Origin of the sequence: Acidovorax sp. GW101-3H11 (assembly GCF_001633105.1) — a bacterium.
Classification (GTDB): domain Bacteria; phylum Pseudomonadota; class Gammaproteobacteria; order Burkholderiales; family Burkholderiaceae_C; genus Acidovorax.
On record NZ_LUKZ01000031.1, the window covers coordinates 22,924 to 46,835 of the forward strand.

Genomic DNA, 23,912 nt, shown 5'->3' on the forward strand with positions numbered 1-23,912 from the left:
ATAGCATTAATCCCTTTACCACTGCGCGCAAACGGCCTTTTTTGCTTGTTTTTTTGCGGATCAAGCCGCCCCTCGACCGCCCCCAACCCCCGTTACCGCAGCGCCTCCGCAGGCACCAGGCGGGCCAACCACTGCGTGTCGGGCTCGGGCCGGCCGAAGAGGTAGCCCTGGTACACGATCTCTGGCGCGCGCTGGCTCAGGAAGTCGGCCTGCGCCTGGGTCTCCACCCCTTCGGCCACCACGCGCAGGCCAAAGTGGCGCGCCACCGACAGGATGCCTTCCACCAGCACGCCATCGTCGGCGTTGGTGGGCGCCTCGTGCACAAACGATCGGTCGATCTTGATCTCCTGGATCGGCAGGCGCTTGAGGTAGGCCAGCGATGAATAGCCTGTGCCAAAGTCGTCGAGCGAGATGTCCACGCCCAGCTCGGCCAGCTCGCGCATCTTGGCCACGGTGTCGTCAAAGTCTTCGATCACCAGCCCTTCGGTCACCTCCAGCGTGAGCAGCCGGGGGTCGGCCCCGCTGGAGGCCAGCAGCGCACGCACCTGCGGCACAAAGCCCGCCTGCCGGAACTGCCGGGCGCTGAGGTTGACCGACAGCCGCAGCCGCCGCTCGCGGAACGCGGGCTGTGCCAGCAACCCGCAGGCATGGGCCAGCACCCATTCGCCCAGGCTCACGATGAGGTCGGACTCCTCGGCAATAGGGATGAACACACCCGGCGGCACCAGGCCGTCGCGCGGGTGCTGCCAGCGCACCAGCACCTCCGCCCCGGTCAGCTGCCCCTCTACATTGACCTGCGACTGCAGGTGCAGGCGCAGCTCGCCCGCGCCGATGGCGTGGCGCAGCTCGCGCTCCAGCCGAAAGCGCTGCTCGGCGGCCTCGCCCATGCCCTGCTCAAAAAACGCGGCCCGCCCTCCGCCCGCCTGCTTGGCGCGGTGCAGGGCCATGCCAGCGCGCCGCAGGGCGTCGTGTGCGCTGTCGCCCGCGCTTTGTGGGTACAGGGTGATGCCCACGCTGGCGCCCAGCTGGGCGTCCTGCGCATCGCCCTCCAGGCGCAGGGGATGCAGCAGGGTGGCCTGCAGCTTGGCGGCAAAGGCCAGCGCGTGGCGGCTGGCCAGGGAGACATCCACCCCCAGGCCGTGCAGCACCACGGCAAACTCGTCGCCCGCCACGCGCACCAGCAGGCTCTGGGCGGGCAGGATCTCGGACAGGCGCAGGGCCACGGCGCACAGCAGGCGGTCGCCCATCTCGCTGCCACGCGCGTCGTTGAAGGTGGTGAAGCGGTCCAGGTCCAGCAGCAGCAGCGCGTGCTGCATGGAGGGCGGGCGGCCTGCGCGGCCGTGCAGGGTCTGCAGCCGCTCCATCAGCGTGGAGCGGTTGGGCAGGCCGGTGAGGCTGTCGAAATGCGCCAGGCGGTGGATCTCGTCGGCCGCGCGCTTGCGCTCGGTGATGTCCTGCTTGAGCTCCACGTAGTGGCTCACACGGCCGTCGGGCTGGCGGATGGGGGCCACCACCACCGATTCGATCAGCGCCTGCCCGTCCTTGCGGTAGTTGACCTGCTCGCCCGCCCAGCTGTCGCCCCGCGCCAGGGTGGTGCGCAGGCCCTCGCGCTGCGCGGGCGCCAGGCCGTTGCTGGAATACTCGGCCGACGCGCGGCCCACCACTTCGTCGCGCTCGTAGCCCGTGCGGCGCACAAAGGCGTCGTTCACATATTCGATGTCCTCCCGCAGGTCGGTGATGACGATGGCCTCGGGGCTCTGCTCCACGGCCCGCAGCAGCTTGCGCAGCGATGCATCGCTGGCCGCAAGATTGGCAGCTGTCTGCTGGGCCTCGCGCACGCGGTTCATGTAGTTGCGGCGCGAGAGCAGTGTGGCTGCCGCCGTCAGTACCAGAATGCCCGCAAGGTACACCGCCCCTGCCACACGGTTGGCCACCTGCACCGGCTTGAACATGCCCTGCACATCCGCCCAGATAAAGCCCAGAAACAGCAGCGCGGTGAGCCCCACCAGCGCGATCGTGGCGCGCACCCCCAGCAGCCAGCCTGCCAGCACGATGATCACGGGGTAGTTGAGCAGGTTGGGGCCGTTGACGCCGCCATTGCGGGCCGCCACCAGCGACACCGACACCCACACGCCCCACACCAGCAAATGGGTCGCCAGCGTCCAGCGCCGCAAACGCGCCAGCAGCAGCGCCGTCCCTCCCACCAGCGCAGCCACAAAGTTGAGCGCAACGCGCACCGGCTGCACGGGTTCGTCCCACAGCAGCAGCAATCCGATGGCAATTCCCAGCAGCATCACGGCCCAGCCCGCCACACGCACCAGGTGGCGCGTTGTGGCGTCTTCATGGTCAGGCAACGGAACAGCAGAGGCTTCGGCCATGGCAACGGGAGGTGCGGGGGGAGGAAACCATCCTAACCGCAGCTTCCACAAACGCCTACCAGCAAAATGCCAGCGGCAGCGCGCCTGCAACACAGCACAGGGGCCCACACGGGAGGGGCTGCGGGAATCCCTGTGCAGGGGCCCCAGCAGAGGCGAAGGGATCAGCCCGCGCTGCCGTCACCATTGCCCGGGGCGGGCTCGCGCACCCCGGAGCCTTTGCCCTTGGCCTTGGCGCGCGCATCCTTCTTGGCTTGACGCTTTGCGTCTTCGGCGAGGCCGGCGGCGCGCCAGGCTTCAAATTCGGCAGGGGTTTCCAGCGTGATGCGGCCCAGGATGGCCGAGCGAAAGTCGGTCATCACGATCTCGGCCGTCTTCTGCAGGTTGACCCGGCCACCGCCCAGCATGGCGCCGCGTTTTCGGCCAATGGCTTCCAGCAGTTCGTCGTCTTGCATGGTGGCCATGGCCCCAGCGGGCAGGCCCAGCTTGTAGCGCGCCTCCAACAGTGGGGCATAGTGCTGCTGCAGGCGGCGCAGCAGCTCCAGCGCCACCAGCTCTTCGTCATACGCATTGCGGCCCACGGCGCCGCTGGCAGCCAGGTTGTAGCCACTTTCGGGCACGATGATGCGCGGCCACAGCATGCCGGGCGTGTCCCACAGGTAAAAGTCGTCGGCCAGCGTGATGCGCTGCTCCAGCTTGGTGATGCCCGCCTCGTCGCCCGTCTTGGCCTGGCGCTTGTTGCTGAGCGTGTTGATGAGGGTGGACTTGCCCACATTGGGCACGCCACAGATCAGCACCCGCATGGGCTTGGCCATGCCGCCCCGGTTAGGCGACAGCAGGTGGCAGGCGTCGATGAGCTTGCGCGCGGGCGCGGCGTCGGACGCATCCAGCGGCACGGCGCGCGTGTCGCTCTGGGCGTTGTACCAGTCCACCCACAGGGCCGTGCGCGCGGGGTCGGCCACGTCCTGCTTGTTGAGCACCTTGAGCGTGGGCTTGTGGCCCGTGATCTCGGCCAGCAGCGGGTTGGCGCTGGAGCCCGGCAGGCGCGCGTCCAGCACCTCGATCACCACGTCAATGTCCTTGATGCGTTCGGTGATGGCTTTCTTGGTCAGGTGCATGTGACCGGGGAACCACTGGATGGCCATGATGCGGGGGTACTTTCTTGTGTTTTTCAGACGGTCGGAGGGTGGCAAGGATAATCGCGCTCTTTGCCGCCACCCGCCACAGCGCTTTTTCTGCCATGTCTGCACCCACCGACAACCCCCGCAACGCCGCCGCCCGCAAGGCCGACAAGGAGCTGCTGTTCAAGGGCGTGACCTGCGCCCTGATTGGCCTGGTCATCCTGCTGGCGCCGTACGTCGCCCGCTCGGATAGCGTGCGCGAGCTGATGGCGCAGGCCACCCTGGTGGGCTGGTTTGCGCTGGTGCTGGGCATTGCGTTCGGGGTGCTGTACGGCGTGCGCCGCGCCCAGGCCGGGCGCCGCCAGCCGTGACGCAGGCCGTGGCAGCAGACCGCTTCACCGCCCCGGCCCGCGCCGTGGACGGCGCCTCGGCCCAGGCCCTGTTTGCCGCCTTGCAACAGCGCGCCGAAGAACTGGGCATCACCCTGCGCGCCCCGCCGCCCGAGCCCACCACCTGCTGCGGCCGGGGCTGCAATGGCTGTGTATGGGAGGGGTTCCTGGACGCGGCGGAATACTGGCGGCAGGAGGCTCTGCTGCAGATAGCGGGCTAAAAATTCAAGCCAAATGGGCCTCTACCGCCTGATGGACAAGCGGTTTAAGCTATCAAATCAGTAGCGAATTGCATCCATAGATGCATCTGCAGATACATCTGCAGAGCGCCTGCAGAAATTGACGCCTGCAGCTTGCTTGCCTCAGCCCAGTTCCTTCACCGCCATGTACTGCTCGCGCCATTCCTCGAACGGCAGCGTGTCCGCCGCCTCGATGGCCTTCTGCGCAGCGATGGACTCTGCGGCCATGGCCACGTAGCGGGCCTGTTGCGCATCCGACCAGGGCAGGCCCAGCAACGCGTCGCGCGCAGCCATGGACTGCTGGCGCGCAAAGGATTCGAAACTGTGGTGGTGCTGCTGTGTGATGTGGTCCAGCACGCGGGCCGAGGGCGTGCGCTCGGGCGCGGCCATGAGCGCGCGGGCGTCGCGCAGCGCGGTGCTGTAGTCGTCGGTGCCGTGGGTGGCGTCCAGCGCGGCGGCCAGGGGCTCGCAGGCGGCCAGCACCTCGGTGCCCCAGTCAGTCAGCAGCACGCGCTGGCCATTGCGCGTGAGGTGCAGGCCACTTTCGCGGCCGCGCTCTGCGGTGAGGTGCTGGTTCTGCTTGAGTTCGGCGATTTCGGCGGGCGTGTCCGGCGGGCTGTCGGACAGCAGGCAGTGCAGCAAAAACACATCCAGCAGGCGCATGGTGGACGCCGTGATGCCCACGGGCACGAACGGGTCCAGGTCCATCAGGCGCACTTCCACATATTCCACCCCGCGCTCGCGCAGCGCGTGCAGCGGGCGCTCGCCCGTGCGCACGGTGCGCTTGGGGCGGATGGTGCCGTAGAACTCATTCTCGATCTGCAGCAGGCTGGTGCCCAGCTGGTTGTAATCGCCCCCCGGGTTGCGCACGCCCACGGTTTCATAGGCCGGGTAGGGTTTGGTCAGCGCCTCGTGCAGCGAGTTGGCGTAGCCCGTGAGGCCGTTGTAGCTCACGGCCAGCGTGGCCTGGGCATCGCTCTGGTAGCCCAGGCGGCCCATGCGCAGCGAGGTGGCGTGGGGCAGGTACAGCGCGCTGCCACCTTGCATCTGCTGCAGGCCATGCTGGCGCCCTTCCACAAAACAGGGACACAGCGCGGGCGAGGCGCCAAACAGGTACAGCAGCACAAACGCGTGGCGGCGGAAGTTGCGGATGAGCGAGAAATACTGCTCGCTCGTCACGCCCGGCAGCGACCAGTTGTAGTGGATGCCCGAAATGGTCTGCATGCGCCGCCCATAGCGGTGGCCCAGGCCCATGCGGTACACGCTTTTGGCGCGGCCCACGTTGGAGCTGCCGTAGCGCCCAATCGGAATCGTCTCGTCCGTGGGCAGCCCGCAGGGCATGCTGGAGGCCCAGAGCAGCTCGCCGCCGCTGTCTTTGAGGGTGTGGTGCACAAACTGGTGCACTTCGGTCAGCTCATCCAGGCAGGCCTGCACGCCCTTGTGGGCGCCGGTGATGAGTTCGAGCTGCGATTCGCTGTAATCGGTGGTGATCAGCGGGTGCGTGAGCGCAGAGCCCAGCGCCAGCGGGTGGGGCGTAAGCGCCAGGCCGCCCGTGGGCAGCACGCGCAGCCCTTCCTTTTCAATGCCGCGGCGAATCCCCCCCAGGGCGTCCGCCGGGTAGGCGGCCAGTCTCTCGTGCAGTTTGCTCATATGTTTATACCGATCCAACTTCTGTCGGCCCGGAACTTAGCACGTTGAGCGCTGGCCCGCCTTTGGGGAAATCAAGCCCTTGCGGCCAAGGCCTTTCCTACTTCGTTGGTTCCTTGGGCCGCGCCACTTTGTGGTACTTGCTCGCCCGCACGCTCGGTCACCTCGGCCAGGCGGGCCGCCAGCTGCTCGGGCACATCGGCACCGATCCCCAGGTGGATGCCCTGCGTGAGGGTGATGTGGGCGGCCTCGAACGTGCCCGCACCAGCACACAGAATGGTGCGCGTGGGTGCGCTTTCGTGCGCCAGCACCAGCATGGCGGGCACCACGGCTTCGGGCTTCAAGGCATCGAGCACTTCCTGCGGCATGAGGCCTTCGGTCATGCGCGTGGCGGCCGTGGGGGCCAGGGCGTTCACGTGGATGTTGTTCTTGGCACCTTCGATGGACAGCGTCTGCATCAGCCCCACCTGCGCGAGCTTGGCCGCGCCATAGTTGGCCTGGCCGAAATTGCCGTACAGCCCGGTGGACGAGGTCGTCATCACGATGCGGCCGTACTGCTGCGCCACCATGTGCGGCCACACGGCCTTGCAGCAGTGGGCCGCGCCCATCAGGTGCACCTGCACCACGAGGTTGAAATCGGCCATGTCCATCTTGGCAAACGACTTGTCGCGCAGGATGCCCGCGTTGTTGACCAGGATGTCCACGCGGCCCCAGGCGTCGATGGCCTGCTGCACCATGGCTTCCACGGCGGCAAAGTCTGTGACGGACGCGCCATTGGCCAGCGCCTCTCCGCCCGCCGCGCGGATCTCATCGACCACGGCCTGCGCCGCGCTCACTGTGGCGCCGCTACCGTCCACCGCGCCGCCCAGGTCGTTGACCAGCACCTTGGCGCCGCGCTTGGCCAGTGCCAGTGCATGCTGGCGGCCCAGGCCCCCACCGGCGCCTGTGACGATGGCCACGCGGCCTTGGAAGTCGATACCCATGTGAGCTTCTCCTGTTGTTGGTTGGTTAGTTGGTTGTGTTGTGCAAAGACGGGGCTGGGTGCCGGGAGGGCACGCTGCGCGTGGGACTTTAAGCGAGATGGGGGGTGGAGGGGGTTGCGCAGGTGACTGGAGGGGTTCTGTTTTTTGTGCTCTGCTTTATGGGTAGCGGCTTGCCTGGTTGGAGGGCGGAGGCCGGGGTGTGCGCCCGGCGGCGCAGTAACTTTCTTTCGCGTCGCCGAAAGAAAGTCACCAAAGAAAGGGCGACCCTACACGCTGCGTCCCTCCGCTTCGCTGCGGGCAACCTGCGGTGCTCGTGCATGGGGCGCGCTGCGGAACTCGCTACGCGCTGCGCGCTTCGCTCGGACAACCGCAGCGAGTCAGAGCACGAAGCACGCGCGCTCCGACGCGCGTGCCGCCCCACGCCCTGCGCTCCTCGGCGCATCGTGAAGGGGACCCGCGATTCGGACATCCACACGGGCCATTGCTGCGCTCGGCCCCCTCTCGCGGGCGCAAGCGCTTCGCGCTGCGCTGGCGGGGCCGAGCGCAGCAATGGCCCGTGTGGATGNGGCTGTTGGATGTTCGGCTGTCCACCCCCTGCTGGCTGCGCCTGCGGCGGGGCGGTTGTGGGGTGGCATGGGCGTCGAAGCGCCCATGCTTCGTGAACTGACTCGCCGCAGTTGTCCGAACGGAGCGCCGCAGGCGCGCAGTGAGTTCTGCGGCGCACCCCGCAACCGCACCGACGCAGGTTTGCCCCTTCGCACAGCGAAGGGGTCGCAGACTGGGGGTCGCCCTTTCTTTGGTGACTTTCTTTCGGCGACGCGAAAGAAAGTTACTCGCATGCCGGGCGACTCCCGGCCTCCGCCCTCAAAAAAAGCACGCAGCCAGCCAAGCCCAACCCCCCCCCAAAAAAAACCAATCGAGTAAGGTATCTCCCCCGCAAACAAGCCCCGAACAAAAGGAAAAGAAACCCCATGAAAGCAACCTGGAACGGCGTAGTCATCGCCGAAAGCGATGACACCGTGGTGGTCGAAGGCAACCACTATTTCCCCGAAAACGCCCTAAAGCGCGAGTTCTTCACCTTCAGCAACCACAAGACCATGTGCGCCTGGAAAGGCCAGGCCAGCTACCTGTCGCTGCTGATCAACGGCGAAATGCACCCCGAAGCCGCCTGGTTCTACCCCGACCCCAAGCCCGAGGCCGAAGAAATCCGGGGCCGCGTGGCGTTCTGGAAAGACGTCAAAGTCACGGCCTGACCCACTGCCCGTGGGTTATCCCTGCTGCCGCTGGACAATCATGTGGATAAGTTTTGGCAAGTCCTGTATGACAACTCCAAGTGCTTGATTTGTAAGGAAGCACCCTGCATTGCACATTTTTTAGGCAATCCATCAAAAGCCAGCAGCGGTTAYCCCTTTCCACACTGGACAATCATGTGGATAACTTTGAACAAGCCCTGTATGACATAGTTAAGTGGTTGATTTACAAAGAATATCCTTGCATTGATCAAAAAACAGGCAGCCAGCAGGCACCATCCAGCCCCGTGCCAACCACCCACCACCAAGCCCTGCAGCACCCCGGTTATCCCGCCCGGCACTGGACAATCTTGTGGATAACTGTGAACAAGCCTTGTATGACAAGCTTAAGTGCTTGATTTGCAAGGAATATCCTTGCGCCGCTTAAAAAACAGGCACCCTGCCGGACAGGGCATCTGCGGTACATTGCACACCGGCACACCCATGAATGCTCCTTATTTGATAGCTATCGGCGCTTGATAGACGCGCGCAAACGGCCAAAAACATCCATGTCCAACACCCTCCTCCAGCACAGCCCCGCCGCAGAACGCAACCAGGGGCCCATCCTGGCGCAGCTGCTGGGCCTGCTTGCGCCAGCGGGGGCGGCGCTGGAGATCGCCAGTGGCACCGGCCAACACGCCGCCCACTTTGCCGCCGCCCTGCCCGGCTGGGCCTGGCAGCCCACCGACCTGCAGGCCACCCACTTTGGCTCCATCACCGGCTGGGCCGCGCAGGCGCAGGCACACAACGTGCGCGCGCCGCTGCGGCTCGATGTGCAACAACACCCCTGGCCCGCCGAAGGCCCGGCCTTTGGCGCCCCGTTCGACCTGATCTACTGCGCCAACATGCTGCACATCGCGCCCTGGGCATGCTGCACCGGGCTCATGCAGGGCGCCGCCCGCCACCTGGCAGCAGGTGGCCACCTGGTCACCTATGGCCCCTACCTGGAAGACGGCGTGCCCACGGCCCCGGGCAACCTTGCCTTTGATGCCAGCCTGCGCGCACAAGACGCCGCCTGGGGTATCCGCCGCCTTGAAGACGTGGCCGCCGTGGCAGCCAGCGCAGGCCTGCAGCTCGCCGCACGGCACGCCATGCCCGCCAACAACCTGCTGCTGGTGTGGATCCACGCCGCCCGCCAACCTTGACGAAACACGCCCCATGAACACACCCACCGCCGCCCCCTTCTTCATCGCCAAGGTCGAGCCCGACGGCCTACAGTGCGACGCCTGGCCCGAGCAGCCCCTGCTGCTGTCGATGGAACAAGGCGGCATCGACTGGCCCAGCTCCTGCCGCAATGGCACCTGCCGCACCTGCCTGGGCCACCTGGTCGAGGGCACGGTGCGCTACGCCATCGAATGGCCGGGCCTGACGGCCGAAGAAAAGGAAGAGGGCTGCGTGTTGCCCTGCGTGGCCTATCCGGCGTCAGACGTGGTGCTGCAGGGCAGCGCCATCTGATCTTCGTCAGACACCACACCGTTCAGAGACGGAACGGGCCCCGGTGCACTAAAATCCATGGCTTCGGGGGCAAGGGTGCCTCTGCATGAATGACGCGGCGTGTGCGCTGCGGATCGGGATGGGTTGCAAGGCGCAAAGCACAGCAATAGCGGGGCTATTGCGAGCATTTGCAACGCAGCAGACCGCCCGAGACCGCAGATGCACGCGGTGCGATGATTCATGTAGAGGCTCCCCAGCTCCTTTGACGTGCGGCAGCGCCGCATCGCATGTTCTTTGGGGCGGTTTCTTGGGGGCACAGCCGTTGTCCCCGGCCACGGGAACCTGTGCTGCAGCACACCGCCAGCTGGCAAGCCGCCAGAGGCTCCCACAGAAAGCCCCAACCTTCCATGAACACCCCCCTCACCCCCGTGCCGATCTCGCCCGTCGAGGACATCGTGGCCGAGATGCGCGCCGGGCGCATCGTCATCCTGGTGGATGAAGAAGACCGCGAAAACGAAGGTGACCTCGTGCTGGCCGCCGATCACGTGACGCCCGAGGCCATCAACTTCATGGCCCGCTTTGGCCGGGGCCTGATCTGCCTGACGCTCTCGCGCGAGCGCTGCGAGTTCCTCAAGCTGCCGCCCATGGCCGCGCGCAACGGCACGGTGTACAGCACGGCGTTCACCGTCTCTATCGAAGCGGCAGAGGGCGTGACCACCGGCATCTCGGCCGCCGACCGCGCCCGCACCGTGCAGGTGGCCGTGGACCGCAACAGCCAGCCCACCGACCTGGTGCAGCCCGGCCACATCTTTCCGCTGCAGGCAGTGGACGGCGGCGTGCTGATGCGCGCCGGCCATACCGAAGCCGGTTGCGACCTGGCCGTCATGGCGGGCTGCAGCCCCGCGTCGGTGATCTGCGAGATCATGAAGGACGACGGCACCATGGCCCGCCTGCCCGATCTGCAGCTGTTTGCCGCCGAGCACGGCCTCAAGATCGGCACCATCGCCGACCTGATCGAATACCGCAGCCGCAACGAGTCGCTGGTCGAAAAGGTCGGCACGCGCACGCTGCAGACGGCCTACGGCGAGTTCACCGCCCACGCCTTCCGCGACAAGCCCAGCCAGGCCGTGCACCTGGCGCTGGTCAAGGGCCAGTGGAGCACCGACGACGTGGTGCCCGTGCGCGTGCACGAGCCGCTGTCGGTGTTCGACGCGCTCGAAATCAACCGCTCCATGCACTCGTGGGGGCTGGACACCAGCCTGCAGTACCTGGCCAAACAAGGCAAGGGCGTGGCGGTGCTGCTGAACTGCGGCGAAACCGCCGCCCAGCTGCTGGCCCAATTCGAAGGCACGGCCCGCGCGGCGCAGGCCCCCGAGCGCGGCCGCATGGACCTGCGCACCTACGGCGTGGGCGCGCAGATCCTGCGCGAATGCGGTGTGCACAAGATGGCCCTCATGGGCCAGCCGCGCCGCATGCCCAGCATGGCGGGCTACGGCCTCGAAATCACCGGTTTCATCCCCAAAGAATAAAAGAACAGGACTACGACTATGTTTGGCGCAGACAAAGGCACCGCAGACAAATTGGACGGCAAGAAGCTGCACATCGGCATCGTGCAGGCCCGCTTCAATGAAGGCATCACCAACACCCTGGCCGCCGCCTGCCGCGCAGAGCTGCTGGCCCTGGGCGTGCAAGAAAAGCACATCAAGCATGTGCTTGTGCCCGGCGCACTTGAAGTGCCCGTGGCCCTGCAGGCCATGGCCGAGAGCGATGAGTTCGACGCGCTGATCGCGCTGGGCTGCATCATCCGTGGCGAGACCTACCACTTCGAGCTGGTGGCCAACGAATCCGGCGCGGGCGTCACGCGCCTGTCGCTGGACTACCAGATCCCGATTGCCAACGCCATCATCACCACCGAAAACCTCGAACAGGCGATTGCCCGCCAGACCGAGAAGGGCACCGACGCTGCCCGCGTGGCAGTGGAAATGGCCAACCTGCTGGACGAGCTGTCATGAGCGAAAACACCCCCACCACGCCTTCGTCGCCCCGCCCTCCCAAGCAGGCCCGCACCGGCCTCAAGAGCACGGGCACGCGCAAGGCGGCCTCCAAGTCCAACCGCAGCCGCGCGCGCGAATTTGCGCTGCAGGCGCTCTACCAGCACCTGGTGGGCGGCAACGACGCCCATGCCATCGACGCCTTCACGCGCGACCTGGCGGGCTTCCACAAGGCCGACTCGGTGCATTACGACGCGCTGCTGCATGGCTGCATTGCCAATGCAGCCGAGATGGACCTGCTCATCACCCCGCTGCTGGACCGCAAGATGGCCGAGATCTCGCCCATCGAGCACGCCACGATGTGGATCGGCGTGTACGAGTTCCAGCATTGCCTGGATGTGCCGTGGCGCGTGGTGCTCAACGAGTGCATCGAGCTGGCCAAGGAGTTTGGCGGCACCGACGGCCACAAGTACGTGAACGCCGTGCTCAACGGCCTGGCCCCCAAGCTGCGCGCCGTGGAAGTGGCGGCCGACAAGGCCGCTGGCGCGGGCGCCGCCTGACCGTGCCGCAGCCCCACCGGTGCGGTCGGGGCTGCTCCGCTGTTTTCTCCCTCCACGCCCCCACGCCCGGTCTGGGCAGGATGCCTTTGCCATGAAGTTTTCCACGCGCGCCGAGCGCATTGAACCGTTCTATGTGATGGAGGTCGCCAAGGCCGCGCAGGCCCTGGCGCGCGAGGTGGCGGGCACGCGCGAGCCGATGATCTTTTTGAACATCGGCGAGCCGGATTTCACCGCCCCGCCCCTGGTGCAAGAGGCCGCCGCGCGTGCTGTGCACAGCGGCGCCACGCAGTACACCAACGCACTGGGGCTGGATGCGCTGCGCGAACGCATCAGTAGCTGGTACCAAAGCCGCTTTGGCGTCAACGTGCCCGCACGCCGCATCGTGGTCACGGCCGGTGCTTCGGCCGCACTGCAGCTCGCATGCCTGGCGCTCATCGAGTCGGGCGACGAAATTTTGATGCCCGACCCGAGCTATCCCTGCAACCGCCACTTTGTGAGCGCCGCCGAGGGCAAGGCCGTGCTGCTGCCCACCACGGCGGCCGAGCGCTACCAGCTTAGCGCCGACAAGGTGCGTGCGGCGTGGAATGAAAAAACGCGCGGCGTGCTGCTGGCATCGCCCTCCAACCCCACCGGCACCTCGATCGCGCCCGATGAGCTGCGCCGCATCCATGACGTGGTGCGATCGCACGACGGCATCACGATGATCGACGAGATCTACCTAGGCCTGTCGTACGAGGAAGAGTTCGGCCACACAGCCTTGGCGATTGACGACAACATCATCAGCATCAACAGCTTCAGCAAATACTTCAACATGACCGGCTGGCGCCTGGGCTGGATGGTGGTGCCCGAGGCCATGGTGCCCGTGGTGGAGCGCCTGGCGCAGAACCTGTTCATCTGCGCCAGCACCGTGTCGCAATACGCGGCCCTGGCCTGCTTCGAGGCCGAGAGCATTGCCGAATACGAACGCCGCCGCGCCGAGTTCAAGGCGCGGCGCGACTTCTTCATCCCCGCGCTTGAGAAGCTGGGCCTGGCCGTGCCGGTAAAGCCCGACGGCGCCTTCTACGCCTGGGCCGACTGCACACAGGCCGCGCAGCGCCTGGGTGTAACCGGCAGCTGGGACTTCGCGTTCGAGCTCATGCGCCGCGCGCACATCGCCGTGACGCCGGGGCGCGACTTCGGCACGTTTGATCCCGAGCGCTTCATCCGTTTCTCCACCGCCAACTCGATGGCGCAGCTGGAAGAGTCTGTGGCGCGGTTGCGCACGCTGCTCGGCTGAACCAATGGCGTTCGAGTTCCCGATCCGCATCTACTGGGAGGACACCGATGCCGGTGGCATCGTGTTCTACGCCAACTACCTCAAGTTCTTCGAGCGCGCGCGCACCGAGTGGCTGCGCTCGCTGGGCGTGGGCCAGCAAAGCTTGCGGGAACAAACCGGCGGCATGTTTGTCGTAACCGATGCGCAGCTGCGCTACCACCGCCCAGCGCGGCTGGACGATGAACTCATTGTTACCGCCGCCCTGCAGGACGCAGGCCGGGCATCGTTGACAATACTGCAGCAGGCGCTCCTGAAACCAGAGCAAATGACCGACCAGCCCCCCACCTTGCTGTCTGAAGCCACCATCCGCATCGGATGGGTCGATGCCGCCACGATGCGCCCCGCAAGAATCCCCAGCACCCTTCTGGAACAACTCACACCATGAACTCCCAAAACATGTCCATCATCTCCCTGGTGCTGCACGCCAGCTGGGTGGTGCAACTCGTGATGCTGCTGCTGCTGGGCGTGTCGGTGGCCAGCTGGGCGGCCATCTTCCGCAAACTGTTTGCGCTCAAGCGCGTGAAGACCCTGAACGAGGATTTCGAGCGCGAGTTCTGGTCGGGCACCAGCCTGAACGACCTGTATGCCGCTGCCGCACAAAACGCCAAGCAGGCCGGCCCCATGGAACGGATTTTTGCCAGCGGCATGCGCGAATACCAGAAGCTGCGCGAGCGCCGCATCGTGGACCCCGGTACTTTGCTCGATGGCGCCCGCCGCGCGATGCGCGCGAGCTTCCAGCGCGAGATGGACGTGGTCGAGTCCAGCCTTTCGTTCCTCGCCTCCGTCGGCTCCGTGTCGCCCTACGTGGGCCTGTTCGGCACGGTGTGGGGCATCATGCATGCGTTCACCGGCTTTGCAGGCATGGAACAGGTCACTCTGGCCACCGTGGCGCCCGGCATTGCCGAGGCACTGGTGGCCACCGCCATCGGCCTGTTCGCCGCCATTCCTGCTGTTATTGCTTACAACCGCTTTGCACGCGACATCGACCGCGTGGCCACGCACCAGGAGACCTTCATCGAAGAGTTCTCCAACATCCTGCAGCGCAACCTGGGCGCCCAGCCCGCGTCCTCGGGCCACACGGCCTCGGGCCACTGATCCGGGAGGCACCCCATGCCCGCCATGGCATCCCGCGGCCGAGGCCGCCGCACCATCAACGAGATCAACATGGTGCCCTTCATCGATGTGATGCTGGTGCTGCTCATCATCTTCATGGTGACTGCGCCCATGCTCACGCCGGGCGTGGTTGATGTACCCAGCGTCGGCAAGGGCAAGAACATGCCCAAGGTCGTCGCGCAGGTCATCGTGAACAAGGACGGCACACTGCAGTTCAAGACACCCGAAGCCACCCGCAGCCTGAACCAGCGCGAGATCGGCGATGCCGCGAGCCGCTGGCAGAAAGCCCAGGGTGCCGACAGCGCCAGCGCGGTGGTCATCAGCGCCGACAAGGGCGTGCAATACGAAACCGTGGTGAAGGCCATGGATGCCTTGCAAAAGGCAGGCGTGCAGCGCGTGGGTCTCTCCGTCAAACAGGGCGGTTGAACCTCGTCCCCGCGCGCCGCTCTCACGCCCATGCAAGCCCACACCGACCGCGACCAGTTTGCCCCGCCCCGTCCTCCGGCGCGCCTGCGCGCCATCACGCTGGCGGTGCTGGTGCATGCGGTGCTGATTGGCGCACTCACCTGGGGTGTGAACTGGAAGAACACGGCCGACCAACCCGCCGTAGAGGCCGAGCTGTGGGCCGCCGTACCCACCCAGGCCGCAGCGCGCGCCATGGAGCCCCCGGCGCCGCCACCCCCACCGCCCACGCCAGAACCGATTGCTCCGCCACCGCCGCCCGTGCGCGCCGTGCAGCCGCCCGACACGCGCGAGGCCGAAATCGCCATCGAGCGCGAGAAGAAACGCCTGGAGCAGGAAAAGAAAGCACGCGAGCAGCAGCAGGAGCGTGAGAAGCGCGAACGCGAGCGCAAAGACGAAGAGCGCAAGGACCGCCTGGAGCAGGAGAAAAAAGAACGCCTGCAAAAGGAAAAAGACAAGGAACAGCGCGAGAAGCAACTGGCCGAGCAGAAGAAGGCCGAGCAGGACAAGCAGAAGAAGCTGGCCGAAGACAAACGCAAGGCGGATGAAGCCGCCAAGCGCAAGGCCGATGCCGAAGCCAAGCAGCTGGCTGAACAGCGCGAAGCCAACATGCGCCGCATCCAGGGCATGGCGGGCGCCACGGGGGCAGAAACTGCCACGGGCACAGCCCAGCGCAGTGCGGGTCCGTCGGGTGCGTATGGAGGCATGGTGTCCGCCAAAGTGAAACCCAATATCGTGTACCCAGACATGATCACGGGCAACCCACGGGCTGAGGTAGAGGTGCGGCTGTCGCCTGACGGCACCATCGTAGGCAAACGCCTCGTACGGCCAAGTGGCAACAAGGCCTGGGACGACGCCGTGCTGCGCGCACTAGACAAAACGGAAACCTTGCCGCGAGACATCGGTGGGCGGGCTCCTCCAGCTTCTTTGATTATTGGATTCAGCCCGCAGGACTGAGGCTCGAAAACAAAAATGCCCGGCATCTAGCCGGGCATTTTTTAGCCCTTTTGGCCTCTACCGCCTGATGGACAAGCCCAAGCAGCTATCAATTAAATAGCAAATTACCTGAGCCCATTCCCCCGGGCTTTTACCGATCCCGGCGCTCCATGCGCCGGTTCAGGTTCAGCGCCCCCAGCGTGCAGGCCACGCCAGACAGCAGGTACACCGTCACGGCCAGCAGGCCGAACTGGGCCGACAGGTACAGGGCCACCAGGGGCGCAAAGGCCGCGCCAATGATCCAGGCCAGGTCGGCCGACAGGGCGGCGCCGGTGTAGCGGTACTGGGGCGAGAAGTTGGCCGTCACCGTGCCGGAGGCCTGGCCATACGACAGGCCCAGCAGCACAAAACCCAGCAGCAGGAACATGGTGCTGCCCACTTCGCCGGAGTTGAGCAGCACAGGTGCCATGAAGCTGAACACGCCAATCAGCACCGCCATGCCGCCCAGCAGCTTGCGGCGGCCCAGATGGTCCGACAGCCAGCCGGACACCATGATGGCGCCAGCGGCCAGAAAGGCGCCCACGATCTGCACGCCCAGGATCTGGGTGACGGGCTGCTCGGAATACAGCGTGATCCATGACAGCGGGAACACGGTGACCAGGTGGAACAGCGCAAAGCTGGCCAGCGCCGCAAACGCGCCCAGCAGCACATTGCTGCCTTCGTCGCGCATGACGCGGCTCACGGGCACGGGCTGCAGTTCCCGGTCCTTGAGCAGCTCAGAGTACGACTGCCCCACCACCAGGCGCAAGCGCGCAAACAGGGCCACCACGTTCACGGCAAAGGCCACAAAGAAGGGATAACGCCAGCCCCAGGCCAGAAATTCCTGCACGGAGAGGCTGCTGTACAGGTAGGCAAACAGGCCCGCCGCCAGCACAAACCCCAGCGGTGCGCCCAGCTGACCGATCATGGCGTACCAGCCCCGGCGCTCCTTGGGGGCCGACATGGCCAGCAGCGATGGCAAGCCGTCCCACGAACCGCCCAGCGCCAGCCCCTGGCCGATGCGCAGGATCAGCAGCGCCACCACGGCCGTCAGGCCCACATCCTTGTAGCCGGGCAAAAACGCCATGCCCACCGTGCACACGCCCAGCAGGAAGAGCGCAACGGTCAGCTTGGTGGCCCGGCCCCAGCGCCGCTGGATGGCCATGGAGATGGCCGTGCCCACCGGGCGCACGACAAAAGCGACCGCCAGCAGCGCAAAGCCCATCAGCGTGCCGTCCAGGCGCGACAGGAAGGGGAACAAAAAGGACGGGAAGACGAGAACGCAAGCGATCCCGAAAACGAAGAAGTCGAAATACTCGGACGAACGTCCAATGATCACGCCCACAGCGATTTCGCTGGGGGTGACGTCTTCATGCGTATCAGCCCGCGAGAGAGAGGCGGGGCTTTCTTCAAAACCGGCCGCAGGGTAGGTGGCAGAGGCGGGGCTGCTCATGAACAAGGCTCCTTGTCGTTGTGTGAATAAGACAACACCGTTCTACACGCAAGTCCAACCAGCCACAAGTGCGGTTTTACCAGGGTGTGGGCAGGACAACGCGGCCAGAACGCACCAAGCTGGGGCAACCCTCTTTGACCTTGGACAAAATGTCCAATGTACAAATTCGCTAGGGCTATTACATTCGGCGGCACTTCGTTATCCGCGTTTACCCGTAATCAAACGCTCCGATTGCGCTTCCACATGCCAAAACTATCCCTCTCCCGCGTGCCCGCCTGGCTGGCCGCCATCGCTGCCCTGGGCAGCCTGGCTGGCTGCAGCAAGGCGGTCGTCCTCAACCCCGCTGGCGACATCGCTGCGCAGCAAGGGCACATGGTCATCCAGGCCACGCTGCTGATGCTGATCATCATCGTGCCGGTGATTGCGCTGACCCTGTGGTTTGCCTGGAAGTACCGCCAGAACAACACCGCCAACACCGAAGACGACTACGACCCCGACTGGCACCACTCCACCTCGCTGGAGCTGGTGATCTGGACGGTGCCCCTCTTGATCATCATCGCCCTGGGCGCGCTGACCTGGATCGGCACCCACAAGCTCGACCCCTACCGCCCGCTGGACCGCATCTCGGCCACCAAGCCGCTGGATGCGCAGTCCACGCCGCTGGAGGTGCAGGTGGTGGCTATGGACTGGAAGTGGCTGTTCTTCTACCCCGAACTGGGCATCGCCACGGTGAACGAGCTGGCCGCGCCGGTGGACCGCCCCATCCTGTTCAAGCTCACGGCCACATCCACCATGAACGCGTTCTACGTGCCCGATCTGGCCGGCATGATCTACGCGATGCCAGGCATGCAGACCGAGCTGAACGCCGTGATCAACCAGCCCGGTGTGTACAAAGGCATGTCCTCGCACTACAGCGGCTCCGGCTTCTCGGGCATGACGTTCAAGTTCCATGGCCTGAGCCAGGGCGACTTCGACCAGTGGGTGGCCCGGAACAAGTCCGAAGGCAAGCCGCTCACGCGCCAGGCCTACCTGGACTTGGTCAAGCCCAGCGAGCGCGACCCCGTGCAGCGTTTTGCCAGTGTGGAAGACGGCCTGTACGACAAGGTGCTGAACCGCTGCGTCGAGGACGGCAAGATGTGCATGCACCACATGATGTCCATCGACGAGCGCGGTGGCGAGGCCTACATGAAGGCCCAGGGCCTGAACCTGCCCCAGGACGTCTGCACCGTGGACAACGCCGCACAGGTGGTGGCCGCCCTCGAAGCGCGCCACGCCACGGTCTACGACCGCACCCTCTCCCGCCAATGATCCGCGCATAAGAGACTGACGAACATGTCCACCTCACCCGTTGTAACCGAACCGCATTGGGCCCTGGGCCGAATCACCTGGGACTCCATACCGATGGCGCATGAGCCCATCGTGCTGTGGACCTTCATCGCCACCCTGCTGGGCGGCCTGGCCGTGATGGCCGGCATCACCAAATTCAAGCTCTGGGGCACGCTCTGGCGTGACTGGATCTGCAGCATCGACCACAAGCGCATCGGCATCATGTACATGATCCTGGGCCTGGTGATGCTGCTGCGCGGCTTTGCCGACGCCGTGATGATGCGCCTGCAGCAGGCCATGGCCTTTGGCGACAACATGGGCTACCTGCCGCCGCACCACTACGACCAGATCTTCACCGCCCACGGCGTGATCATGATCTTCTTCGTGGCGATGCCGCTGGTCACGGGCCTGATGAACTACCTCGTGCCGCTGCAGATCGGCGCGCGCGACGTGTCCTTCCCGTTCCTGAACAACTTCAGCTTCTGGATGACCACTGCCGGTGCCGTGCTGGTGATGGTGTCGCTGTTCCTGGGCGAGTTCTCCACCGCAGGCTGGCTGGCGCTCTCGAACCTGGGGGCGCAGAACCCGGGCGTGGGGCTCGATTACTACATCTGGGCGCTGCAGATCGCGGGGGTGGGCACGACGCTGTCGGGCATCAACCTGATCGTGACCATCATCAAGATGCGCGCCCCTGGCATGAACCTGATGCGCATGCCCGTCTTCACCTGGACGGCCCTGTGCACCAACGCGCTCATCGTGGCGTCGTTCCCCGTGCTGACGGCTGCCCTGGTGCTGATGTCGCTGGACCGCTACGCAGGCACCAACTTCTTCACGAACGACCTGGGCGGCAACCCCATGCTGTACGTGAACCTGATCTGGATCTGGGGCCATCCCGAGGTCTACATCCTGATCCTGCCGTGCTTCGGCATCTTCTCCGAAGTGGTGGCCACGTTCTGCAAGAAGCGCCTGTTCGGCTACACCTCCATGGTCTACGCCACGGTGGTGATCACCATCCTGTCGTACCTGGTGTGGCTGCACCACTTCTTCACCATGGGCTCGGGTGCCAGCGTGAACACGTTCTTCGGCATCACGACGATGATCATCTCGATCCCCACGGGCGCGAAGATCTTCAACTGGCTGTTCACCATGTACAAGGGCCGCATCCGCTTTGAGCTGCCCATGATGTGGACCGTGGCCTTCATGGTGACGTTCGCCATCGGCGGCATGACCGGCGTGCTGCTGGCCGTGCCCCCGGCCGACTTCGTGCTGCACAACAGCCTGTTCCTGATCGCCCACTTCCACAACGTGATCATCGGCGGCGTGTTGTTCGGCCTGTTCGCGGGCATCAACTACTGGTACCCCAAGGCCTTTGGCTACAAGCTCGACCGCACCTGGGGCGTGCGCTCCTTCTGGCTGTGGGTGGTGGGCTTCTGGGTGGCGTTCGGGCCGCTGTATGTGCTGGGCCTGATGGGCGTCACGCGCCGTGCCAACCACTTCGAAGACCCATCGCTGCAGATCTGGTTCGTGATCGCCGCCATTGGCGCCGCGATGATTGCGGCGGGCATCGCCTGCTTCCTGATCCAGATCGTGGTGAGCTACCTCAAGCGCGACCAGTTGCGTGACCACACAGGCGACCCCTGGGATGCGCGCACCCTGGAATGGGCCACCTCGTCGCCCCCGCCCAACTACAACTTTGCCTTCACGCCTGTGGTGCATGAGATCGATGCCTGGTGGGACATGAAGAAACACGGCTACCAGCGCCCGCTCACCGGCTTTGCACCGATCCACATGCCCGCCAATACCGGCTCGGGTGCGGTGATCTCTGTGCTGTCGCTGGTGCTGGGTTTTGCGCTGATCTGGCACATGTGGCTGCTGGCGGGTGTGTCGTTCGCTGGCGTGATCCTGGCGTCCATCATCCACACCTTCAACTACAAGCGCGACTTCTACATTCCCGCCTCTGAAGTGACAGAGACGGAAAACCTCCGCACCCAACAACTGCGCGCCAGCCATGTCTGATATCCGTTACACCCCTGGCGCGGCAGGCGCCGCAAGCGCCGCCCTGCCGCTGCGCCAATACCACCCCGCGCACGAGCCGCACCCCGAGAACGGCACGGCCCTGGGCTTCTGGCTCTACCTGATGAGCGACTGCCTCATCTTTGCCGCCCTGTTTGCCACCTATGGCGTGCTGGGCCGCAGCTATGCGGCAGGCCCCACGGGCGCGCAGCTGTTTGACCTGACGCTGGTGGCCATCAACACGGCCTTCCTGCTGCTGTCGTCCATCACCTTCGGCTTTGCCATGCTGCGCAAGCAGCAGAACGACGTGAAGGGCACGCTGGTATGGCTGGCCGTGACGGGCTTTTTTGGCCTGTGCTTCCTGGGCCTCGAACTCTATGAGTTTGCCCACCTGATCCACCAGGGCGCCACGCCCCAGCGCAGCGCCTTCCTGTCGGCCTTCTTCACGCTGGTAGGCACCCACGGCCTGCACGTGACCTTTGGCCTTATCTGGCTGGTGGTGCTGATGGTGCAGATTGGCAAACATGGCCTGATCCACGAGAACAAGCGCCGCCTGATGTGCCTGTCCATGTTCTGGCACTTTCTGGACGTGGTCTGGATTGGCGTCTTTACCTTTGTCTACCTGATGGGAGTGCTGTAAATGAGCGCCGCACAACACACGGCACATGCCGGACATGACCACCACGATGACCATGACGACCACCATGGCGACGTGGGCCCCCACAGCAGCCTGCGCGACTACACGATCGGTTTTGTGCTGTCGGTCATCCTCACCGCCATCCCGTTCTGGCTGGTCATGGCCAAGGTGATTGCCGACCGCAACACCGCCATCCTGGTGCTGGGTGCTTTTGCCGTGGTGCAGATCCTGGTGCACATGGTGTACTTCCTGCACATGAACGGCAAAGTCGAAGGCGGCTGGACCATGCTGTCCACCATCTTCACCGTGGTGTTCGTGGCCATCGCCATCGCGGGCACGCTGTGGGTGATGTTCCACATGAACGCCAACATGATGCCCGAGCACCCCACGCCCGCGCCCGCAACGCATGAGGCGCCGGGCCACTCGACGCCCTGATGCCGTCCCACCCCACAGCCCCGGGCCCCCAGGCTCGGCGGCTTCGCCAGGCGGTGCTCGCAATGGTGGGCATCGCCTTGTTTTTGGGCTTTATCGCGCTGGGCACCTGGCAGGTGCAGCGCCGTGCCTGGAAGCTCGCGCTGATCGAGCGCGTGGAGCAGCGCGTGCATGCAGCCCCCGTGGCGCTGCCCCCGCGCCCCGAATGGCCCCAGGTGAGCGCGGCCAGCCACGAATACCTGCCCGTCACCGCGCAGGGCCAGTGGTTGCCTGAGAAAACCGTGCTCGCCCAGGCCCTGACCGAGCTGGGCTCGGGCTTCTGGGTGATGACGCCCCTGCAGCTGACCGATGGCACCCAGGTGCTGGTGAACCGGGGTTTTGTGCCGCAGGAGCAGCGCGCCCAGTGGCTGGCCACGCCCCTGCCCGCCTCCGCCCCCACCACAGCCACCATTCAGGGCCTGCTGCGCATGAGCGAGCCGGACGGCGGCTTCCTGCGCACCAATGCACCCGCTGAGCAGCGCTGGTATTCGCGCGACATTGCCGCCATGGGCCGCGCGCTGCAGCTGCCCCAGGCTGCCCCATTCTTCATCGACGCGGGGTTGCCACCGACACCGGGTAGCTCTGCAACCTCGGCTACCGATACCCGCTGGCCGCGCGCGGGCATGACGGTGGTCCGCTTCTCCAACAGCCATCTGGTCTATGCACTGACCTGGTATGGCCTGGCCCTCATGGTTGCGGGCGCAGGCTGGTATGTGGCACGCTACGAGCGCCGCCTGCGCGATGCACGCAGCGCCCAACCGCCCGCCAGCCACCGCCCATGACACCCACCCCGCGCACAGAACCCACCGCCACGCCGCAGCAGCAACAGCAGCGCAGCCCGCGTGCGGCCGATGCGGCTGCGGGCATCAAGAACCTGCAGCAGCTGATCGAGCTGCGCTGGATTGCCGTGGTGGGCCAGGTATTCACCATCGAGGTGGCGCACTACAGCCTGAACCTGACCCTGCCGCTGCGCGAGATGCTGCTGGTGGTGGGCTGCCTGGCCATGTTCAACGTGGTGAGCCTGCTGCGGCTGCGCACGGGGGTCATGGTGCGCACCATTGAGCTGTTCCTGGCCCTGCTGATCGACGTGGCCGTACTCACCGTACAGCTGTACCTGAGCGGCGGCACCACCAACCCCTTCGTCTTCCTGTACCTGCTGCAGATCACCATCGGCGCTGTGCTGCTGCGCGGGGCCTATATCTGGTCCATCGTTGTCATCACGCTGCTGTGTTTTGCAGTGCTGGCCACGCACCACCTGCCGCTGGAGCTGCCGCAGGACCTGCACCAGGGGCTTTCCAGCCTGTATGTGCTGGGCCTGCTGGTGTGTTTTGTGCTCAACGCCACGCTGGTGGTGGTGTTCATCACCCGCATCAACCTGAACCTGCGCGAGCGCGACGCGCGCCTGGCCGCTGCCCGCCGCCGCCGCGTGGAAGAAGAACACATCGTGCGCATGGGGCTGCTGGCCTCGGGAGCGGCGCACGAGCTGGGCACGCCGCTGTCCACCCTGGCCGTGATCCTGGGCGACTGGCAGCACGACAAGCGCCTGGCCGACAACAACCCGCTGCAAGAGGACATCCGCGAGATGCAGGCCCAGGTGCAGCGCTGCAAGAGCATCGTGAGCGGCATCCTGCTGTCGGCGGGCGAAGCGCGTGGCGAGGAGTCGGTGCAGACCACCGTGTGCACCTTTGTCGATGCGCTGGCGCGCGAATGGCGCGGCACCCGCTCGATGCCTACGTTCGAGTACGACAACCAGTTTGGCGCCGACACGCCCATGGTGTCGGACACCACACTGCAGCAGATGGTTTTCAACGTGCTGGACAATGCCCGCGACGCCTCGCCCGACTGGGTGCGCCTGGCCGTCACGCGCAATGCCGATGTGCTGAACATCACCGTGACGGACCGGGGCCCTGGTTTTGCCCCCGACATGCTGGCCAAACTGGGAACCCCGTACCAGTCCACCAAGAACCGCCCCGGCCACGGGCTGGGCCTGTACCTGGTGCTCAATGTGGCCCGCACCCTGGGCGGCAGCGTGGCGGCACGCAACCTGCCCGAGGGCGGGGCACAAGTGACCATAGAGCTGCCGCTGGCAGCCGTTGCCCTGCCCGGCACCAAGACCTGA

The 23,912-nt window shown here is 65.6% G+C and carries 24 protein-coding genes; 19 read left to right on the forward strand and 5 right to left on the reverse strand.

Annotated elements, in window-relative coordinates; all coding sequences use genetic code 11:
- Nucleotides 1–92: 92 nt before the first annotated feature.
- Together A1D30_RS21735 and ylqF are read right to left on the reverse strand one after the other, a co-directional pair.
- Nucleotides 93–2,378, reverse strand: coding sequence for an EAL domain-containing protein (locus A1D30_RS21735; RefSeq protein WP_063462817.1), 2,286 nt, complete (start codon nt 2,376–2,378; stop codon nt 93–95).
- A 161-nt stretch (nt 2,379–2,539) separates the two neighbouring features.
- On the reverse strand, nt 2,540–3,520 hold the full coding sequence (gene ylqF, locus A1D30_RS21740; protein WP_063462818.1) for a ribosome biogenesis GTPase YlqF: 981 nt from the start codon (nt 3,518–3,520) through the stop codon (nt 2,540–2,542).
- Nucleotides 3,521–3,615: 95 nt separating this feature from the next.
- On the opposite strand from ylqF, the gene A1D30_RS21745 reads away from it, so the two are divergent.
- Nucleotides 3,616–3,867, forward strand: coding sequence for a hypothetical protein (locus A1D30_RS21745; protein ID WP_063462819.1), 252 nt, complete (start codon nt 3,616–3,618; stop codon nt 3,865–3,867).
- Between the two features lie 8 nt (nt 3,868–3,875).
- Nucleotides 3,876–4,106, forward strand: a complete 231-nt coding sequence (locus A1D30_RS21750; protein WP_242421991.1) for an oxidoreductase-like domain-containing protein — start codon at nt 3,876–3,878, stop codon at nt 4,104–4,106.
- Nucleotides 4,107–4,247: 141 nt separating this feature from the next.
- Here A1D30_RS21750 and gshA read toward each other — a convergent pair whose 3' ends face one another.
- Both gshA and A1D30_RS21760 read right to left on the reverse strand, forming a co-directional pair.
- A complete protein-coding gene (gene gshA / locus A1D30_RS21755; RefSeq protein WP_063462820.1) occupies nt 4,248–5,774 on the reverse strand; it encodes a glutamate--cysteine ligase in 1,527 nt (508 codons plus the stop codon).
- 71 nt (nt 5,775–5,845) lie between these two features.
- The gene (locus A1D30_RS21760; RefSeq protein WP_063462821.1) at nt 5,846–6,754 is read right to left on the reverse strand and encodes an SDR family oxidoreductase; all 909 of its coding nucleotides are present in this window, start codon (nt 6,752–6,754) and stop codon (nt 5,846–5,848) included.
- 971 nt (nt 6,755–7,725) lie between these two features.
- On the opposite strand from A1D30_RS21760, the gene A1D30_RS21765 reads away from it, so the two are divergent.
- From A1D30_RS21765 to tolA, 11 genes are all read left to right on the forward strand, one after another.
- Nucleotides 7,726–8,007: a DUF427 domain-containing protein gene (locus A1D30_RS21765; protein WP_063462822.1), complete on the forward strand. Its 282-nt coding sequence runs from the start codon at nt 7,726–7,728 to the stop codon at nt 8,005–8,007.
- Nucleotides 8,008–8,552: 545 nt separating this feature from the next.
- Nucleotides 8,553–9,188 (forward strand): DUF938 domain-containing protein, encoded by a 636-nt coding sequence (locus tag A1D30_RS21770; RefSeq protein ID WP_063462823.1) that lies wholly within the window; start codon nt 8,553–8,555, stop codon nt 9,186–9,188.
- 13 nt (nt 9,189–9,201) lie between these two features.
- A complete protein-coding gene (locus A1D30_RS21775; protein ID WP_063462824.1) occupies nt 9,202–9,498 on the forward strand; it encodes a 2Fe-2S iron-sulfur cluster-binding protein in 297 nt (98 codons plus the stop codon).
- 386 nt (nt 9,499–9,884) lie between these two features.
- Nucleotides 9,885–11,006, forward strand: coding sequence for a bifunctional 3,4-dihydroxy-2-butanone-4-phosphate synthase/GTP cyclohydrolase II (gene ribBA, locus A1D30_RS21780; RefSeq protein WP_063462825.1), 1,122 nt, complete (start codon nt 9,885–9,887; stop codon nt 11,004–11,006).
- Between the two features lie 18 nt (nt 11,007–11,024).
- Nucleotides 11,025–11,489 (forward strand): 6,7-dimethyl-8-ribityllumazine synthase, encoded by a 465-nt coding sequence (ribH, locus tag A1D30_RS21785; RefSeq protein ID WP_063462826.1) that lies wholly within the window; start codon nt 11,025–11,027, stop codon nt 11,487–11,489.
- Complete coding sequence (nusB, locus tag A1D30_RS21790; RefSeq protein WP_063462827.1) at nt 11,486–12,028, forward strand: transcription antitermination factor NusB; 543 nt, start codon at nt 11,486–11,488, stop codon at nt 12,026–12,028. The genes ribH and nusB overlap by 4 nt, the downstream gene beginning before the upstream one ends.
- A 91-nt stretch (nt 12,029–12,119) precedes the next feature.
- A complete protein-coding gene (locus A1D30_RS21795) occupies nt 12,120–13,304 on the forward strand; it encodes a pyridoxal phosphate-dependent aminotransferase (RefSeq protein WP_063462828.1) in 1,185 nt (394 codons plus the stop codon).
- A 4-nt stretch (nt 13,305–13,308) separates the two neighbouring features.
- Nucleotides 13,309–13,728: a tol-pal system-associated acyl-CoA thioesterase gene (gene ybgC / locus A1D30_RS21800; protein ID WP_063462829.1), complete on the forward strand. Its 420-nt coding sequence runs from the start codon at nt 13,309–13,311 to the stop codon at nt 13,726–13,728.
- On the forward strand, nt 13,725–14,438 hold the full coding sequence (tolQ, locus tag A1D30_RS21805) for a protein TolQ (protein ID WP_063462830.1): 714 nt from the start codon (nt 13,725–13,727) through the stop codon (nt 14,436–14,438). Before ybgC ends, tolQ begins: the two co-directional genes overlap by 4 nt.
- Nucleotides 14,439–14,453: 15 nt before the next feature.
- A complete protein-coding gene (locus A1D30_RS21810; RefSeq protein WP_063462831.1) occupies nt 14,454–14,882 on the forward strand; it encodes an ExbD/TolR family protein in 429 nt (142 codons plus the stop codon).
- Between the two features lie 30 nt (nt 14,883–14,912).
- Nucleotides 14,913–15,875, forward strand: a complete 963-nt coding sequence (tolA, locus tag A1D30_RS21815) for a cell envelope integrity protein TolA (RefSeq protein ID WP_063462832.1) — start codon at nt 14,913–14,915, stop codon at nt 15,873–15,875.
- A 130-nt stretch (nt 15,876–16,005) separates the two neighbouring features.
- On the opposite strand, the gene A1D30_RS21820 is transcribed toward tolA, so the two are convergent.
- Complete coding sequence (locus A1D30_RS21820; RefSeq protein WP_063462833.1) at nt 16,006–17,346, reverse strand: MFS transporter; 1,341 nt, start codon at nt 17,344–17,346, stop codon at nt 16,006–16,008.
- Nucleotides 17,347–17,589: 243 nt separating this feature from the next.
- Between A1D30_RS21820 and cyoA the strand changes: the two genes are divergently transcribed.
- From cyoA to A1D30_RS21850, 6 genes are read left to right on the forward strand one after another with little or no spacing between them, the layout of a single operon-like run.
- A complete protein-coding gene (gene cyoA, locus A1D30_RS21825) occupies nt 17,590–18,654 on the forward strand; it encodes a ubiquinol oxidase subunit II (protein WP_063462834.1) in 1,065 nt (354 codons plus the stop codon).
- Nucleotides 18,655–18,678: 24 nt separating this feature from the next.
- Nucleotides 18,679–20,688, forward strand: coding sequence for a cytochrome o ubiquinol oxidase subunit I (cyoB, locus tag A1D30_RS21830; RefSeq protein ID WP_082836576.1), 2,010 nt, complete (start codon nt 18,679–18,681; stop codon nt 20,686–20,688).
- Complete coding sequence (gene cyoC / locus A1D30_RS21835) at nt 20,681–21,325, forward strand: cytochrome o ubiquinol oxidase subunit III (protein ID WP_063462836.1); 645 nt, start codon at nt 20,681–20,683, stop codon at nt 21,323–21,325. Before cyoB ends, cyoC begins: the two co-directional genes overlap by 8 nt.
- On the forward strand, nt 21,326–21,757 hold the full coding sequence (cyoD, locus tag A1D30_RS21840) for a cytochrome o ubiquinol oxidase subunit IV (protein WP_063462837.1): 432 nt from the start codon (nt 21,326–21,328) through the stop codon (nt 21,755–21,757). It abuts the gene before it with no gap.
- A complete protein-coding gene (locus A1D30_RS21845; RefSeq protein ID WP_082836577.1) occupies nt 21,757–22,575 on the forward strand; it encodes an SURF1 family protein in 819 nt (272 codons plus the stop codon). Before cyoD ends, A1D30_RS21845 begins: the two co-directional genes overlap by 1 nt.
- Nucleotides 22,572–23,912, forward strand: a complete 1,341-nt coding sequence (locus A1D30_RS21850; RefSeq protein ID WP_063462839.1) for an ATP-binding protein — start codon at nt 22,572–22,574, stop codon at nt 23,910–23,912. Before A1D30_RS21845 ends, A1D30_RS21850 begins: the two co-directional genes overlap by 4 nt.

Bases quoted from the DNA above. Each gene is read 5' to 3' on its own strand.
- A1D30_RS21735 (WP_063462817.1), bottom strand. From the start codon at position 2,378: ATGGCCGAAGCCTCTGCTGTTCCGTTGCCTGACCATGAAGACGCCACA.
- ylqF (WP_063462818.1), bottom strand. From the start codon at position 3,520: ATGGCCATCCAGTGGTTCCCCGGTCACATGCACCTGACCAAGAAAGCC.
- A1D30_RS21745 (WP_063462819.1), top strand. From the start codon at position 3,616: ATGTCTGCACCCACCGACAACCCCCGCAACGCCGCCGCCCGCAAGGCC.
- gshA (WP_063462820.1), bottom strand. From the start codon at position 5,774: ATGAGCAAACTGCACGAGAGACTGGCCGCCTACCCGGCGGACGCCCTG.
- A1D30_RS21760 (WP_063462821.1), bottom strand. From the start codon at position 6,754: ATGGGTATCGACTTCCAAGGCCGCGTGGCCATCGTCACAGGCGCCGGT.
- A1D30_RS21765 (WP_063462822.1), top strand. From the start codon at position 7,726: ATGAAAGCAACCTGGAACGGCGTAGTCATCGCCGAAAGCGATGACACC.
- A1D30_RS21770 (WP_063462823.1), top strand. From the start codon at position 8,553: ATGTCCAACACCCTCCTCCAGCACAGCCCCGCCGCAGAACGCAACCAG.
- A1D30_RS21775 (WP_063462824.1), top strand. From the start codon at position 9,202: ATGAACACACCCACCGCCGCCCCCTTCTTCATCGCCAAGGTCGAGCCC.
- ribBA (WP_063462825.1), top strand. From the start codon at position 9,885: ATGAACACCCCCCTCACCCCCGTGCCGATCTCGCCCGTCGAGGACATC.
- ribH (WP_063462826.1), top strand. From the start codon at position 11,025: ATGTTTGGCGCAGACAAAGGCACCGCAGACAAATTGGACGGCAAGAAG.
- nusB (WP_063462827.1), top strand. From the start codon at position 11,486: ATGAGCGAAAACACCCCCACCACGCCTTCGTCGCCCCGCCCTCCCAAG.
- A1D30_RS21795 (WP_063462828.1), top strand. From the start codon at position 12,120: ATGAAGTTTTCCACGCGCGCCGAGCGCATTGAACCGTTCTATGTGATG.
- ybgC (WP_063462829.1), top strand. From the start codon at position 13,309: ATGGCGTTCGAGTTCCCGATCCGCATCTACTGGGAGGACACCGATGCC.
- tolQ (WP_063462830.1), top strand. From the start codon at position 13,725: ATGAACTCCCAAAACATGTCCATCATCTCCCTGGTGCTGCACGCCAGC.
- A1D30_RS21810 (WP_063462831.1), top strand. From the start codon at position 14,454: ATGCCCGCCATGGCATCCCGCGGCCGAGGCCGCCGCACCATCAACGAG.
- tolA (WP_063462832.1), top strand. From the start codon at position 14,913: ATGCAAGCCCACACCGACCGCGACCAGTTTGCCCCGCCCCGTCCTCCG.
- A1D30_RS21820 (WP_063462833.1), bottom strand. From the start codon at position 17,346: ATGAGCAGCCCCGCCTCTGCCACCTACCCTGCGGCCGGTTTTGAAGAA.
- cyoA (WP_063462834.1), top strand. From the start codon at position 17,590: ATGCCAAAACTATCCCTCTCCCGCGTGCCCGCCTGGCTGGCCGCCATC.
- cyoB (WP_082836576.1), top strand. From the start codon at position 18,679: ATGTCCACCTCACCCGTTGTAACCGAACCGCATTGGGCCCTGGGCCGA.
- cyoC (WP_063462836.1), top strand. From the start codon at position 20,681: ATGTCTGATATCCGTTACACCCCTGGCGCGGCAGGCGCCGCAAGCGCC.
- cyoD (WP_063462837.1), top strand. From the start codon at position 21,326: ATGAGCGCCGCACAACACACGGCACATGCCGGACATGACCACCACGAT.
- A1D30_RS21845 (WP_082836577.1), top strand. From the start codon at position 21,757: ATGCCGTCCCACCCCACAGCCCCGGGCCCCCAGGCTCGGCGGCTTCGC.
- A1D30_RS21850 (WP_063462839.1), top strand. From the start codon at position 22,572: ATGACACCCACCCCGCGCACAGAACCCACCGCCACGCCGCAGCAGCAA.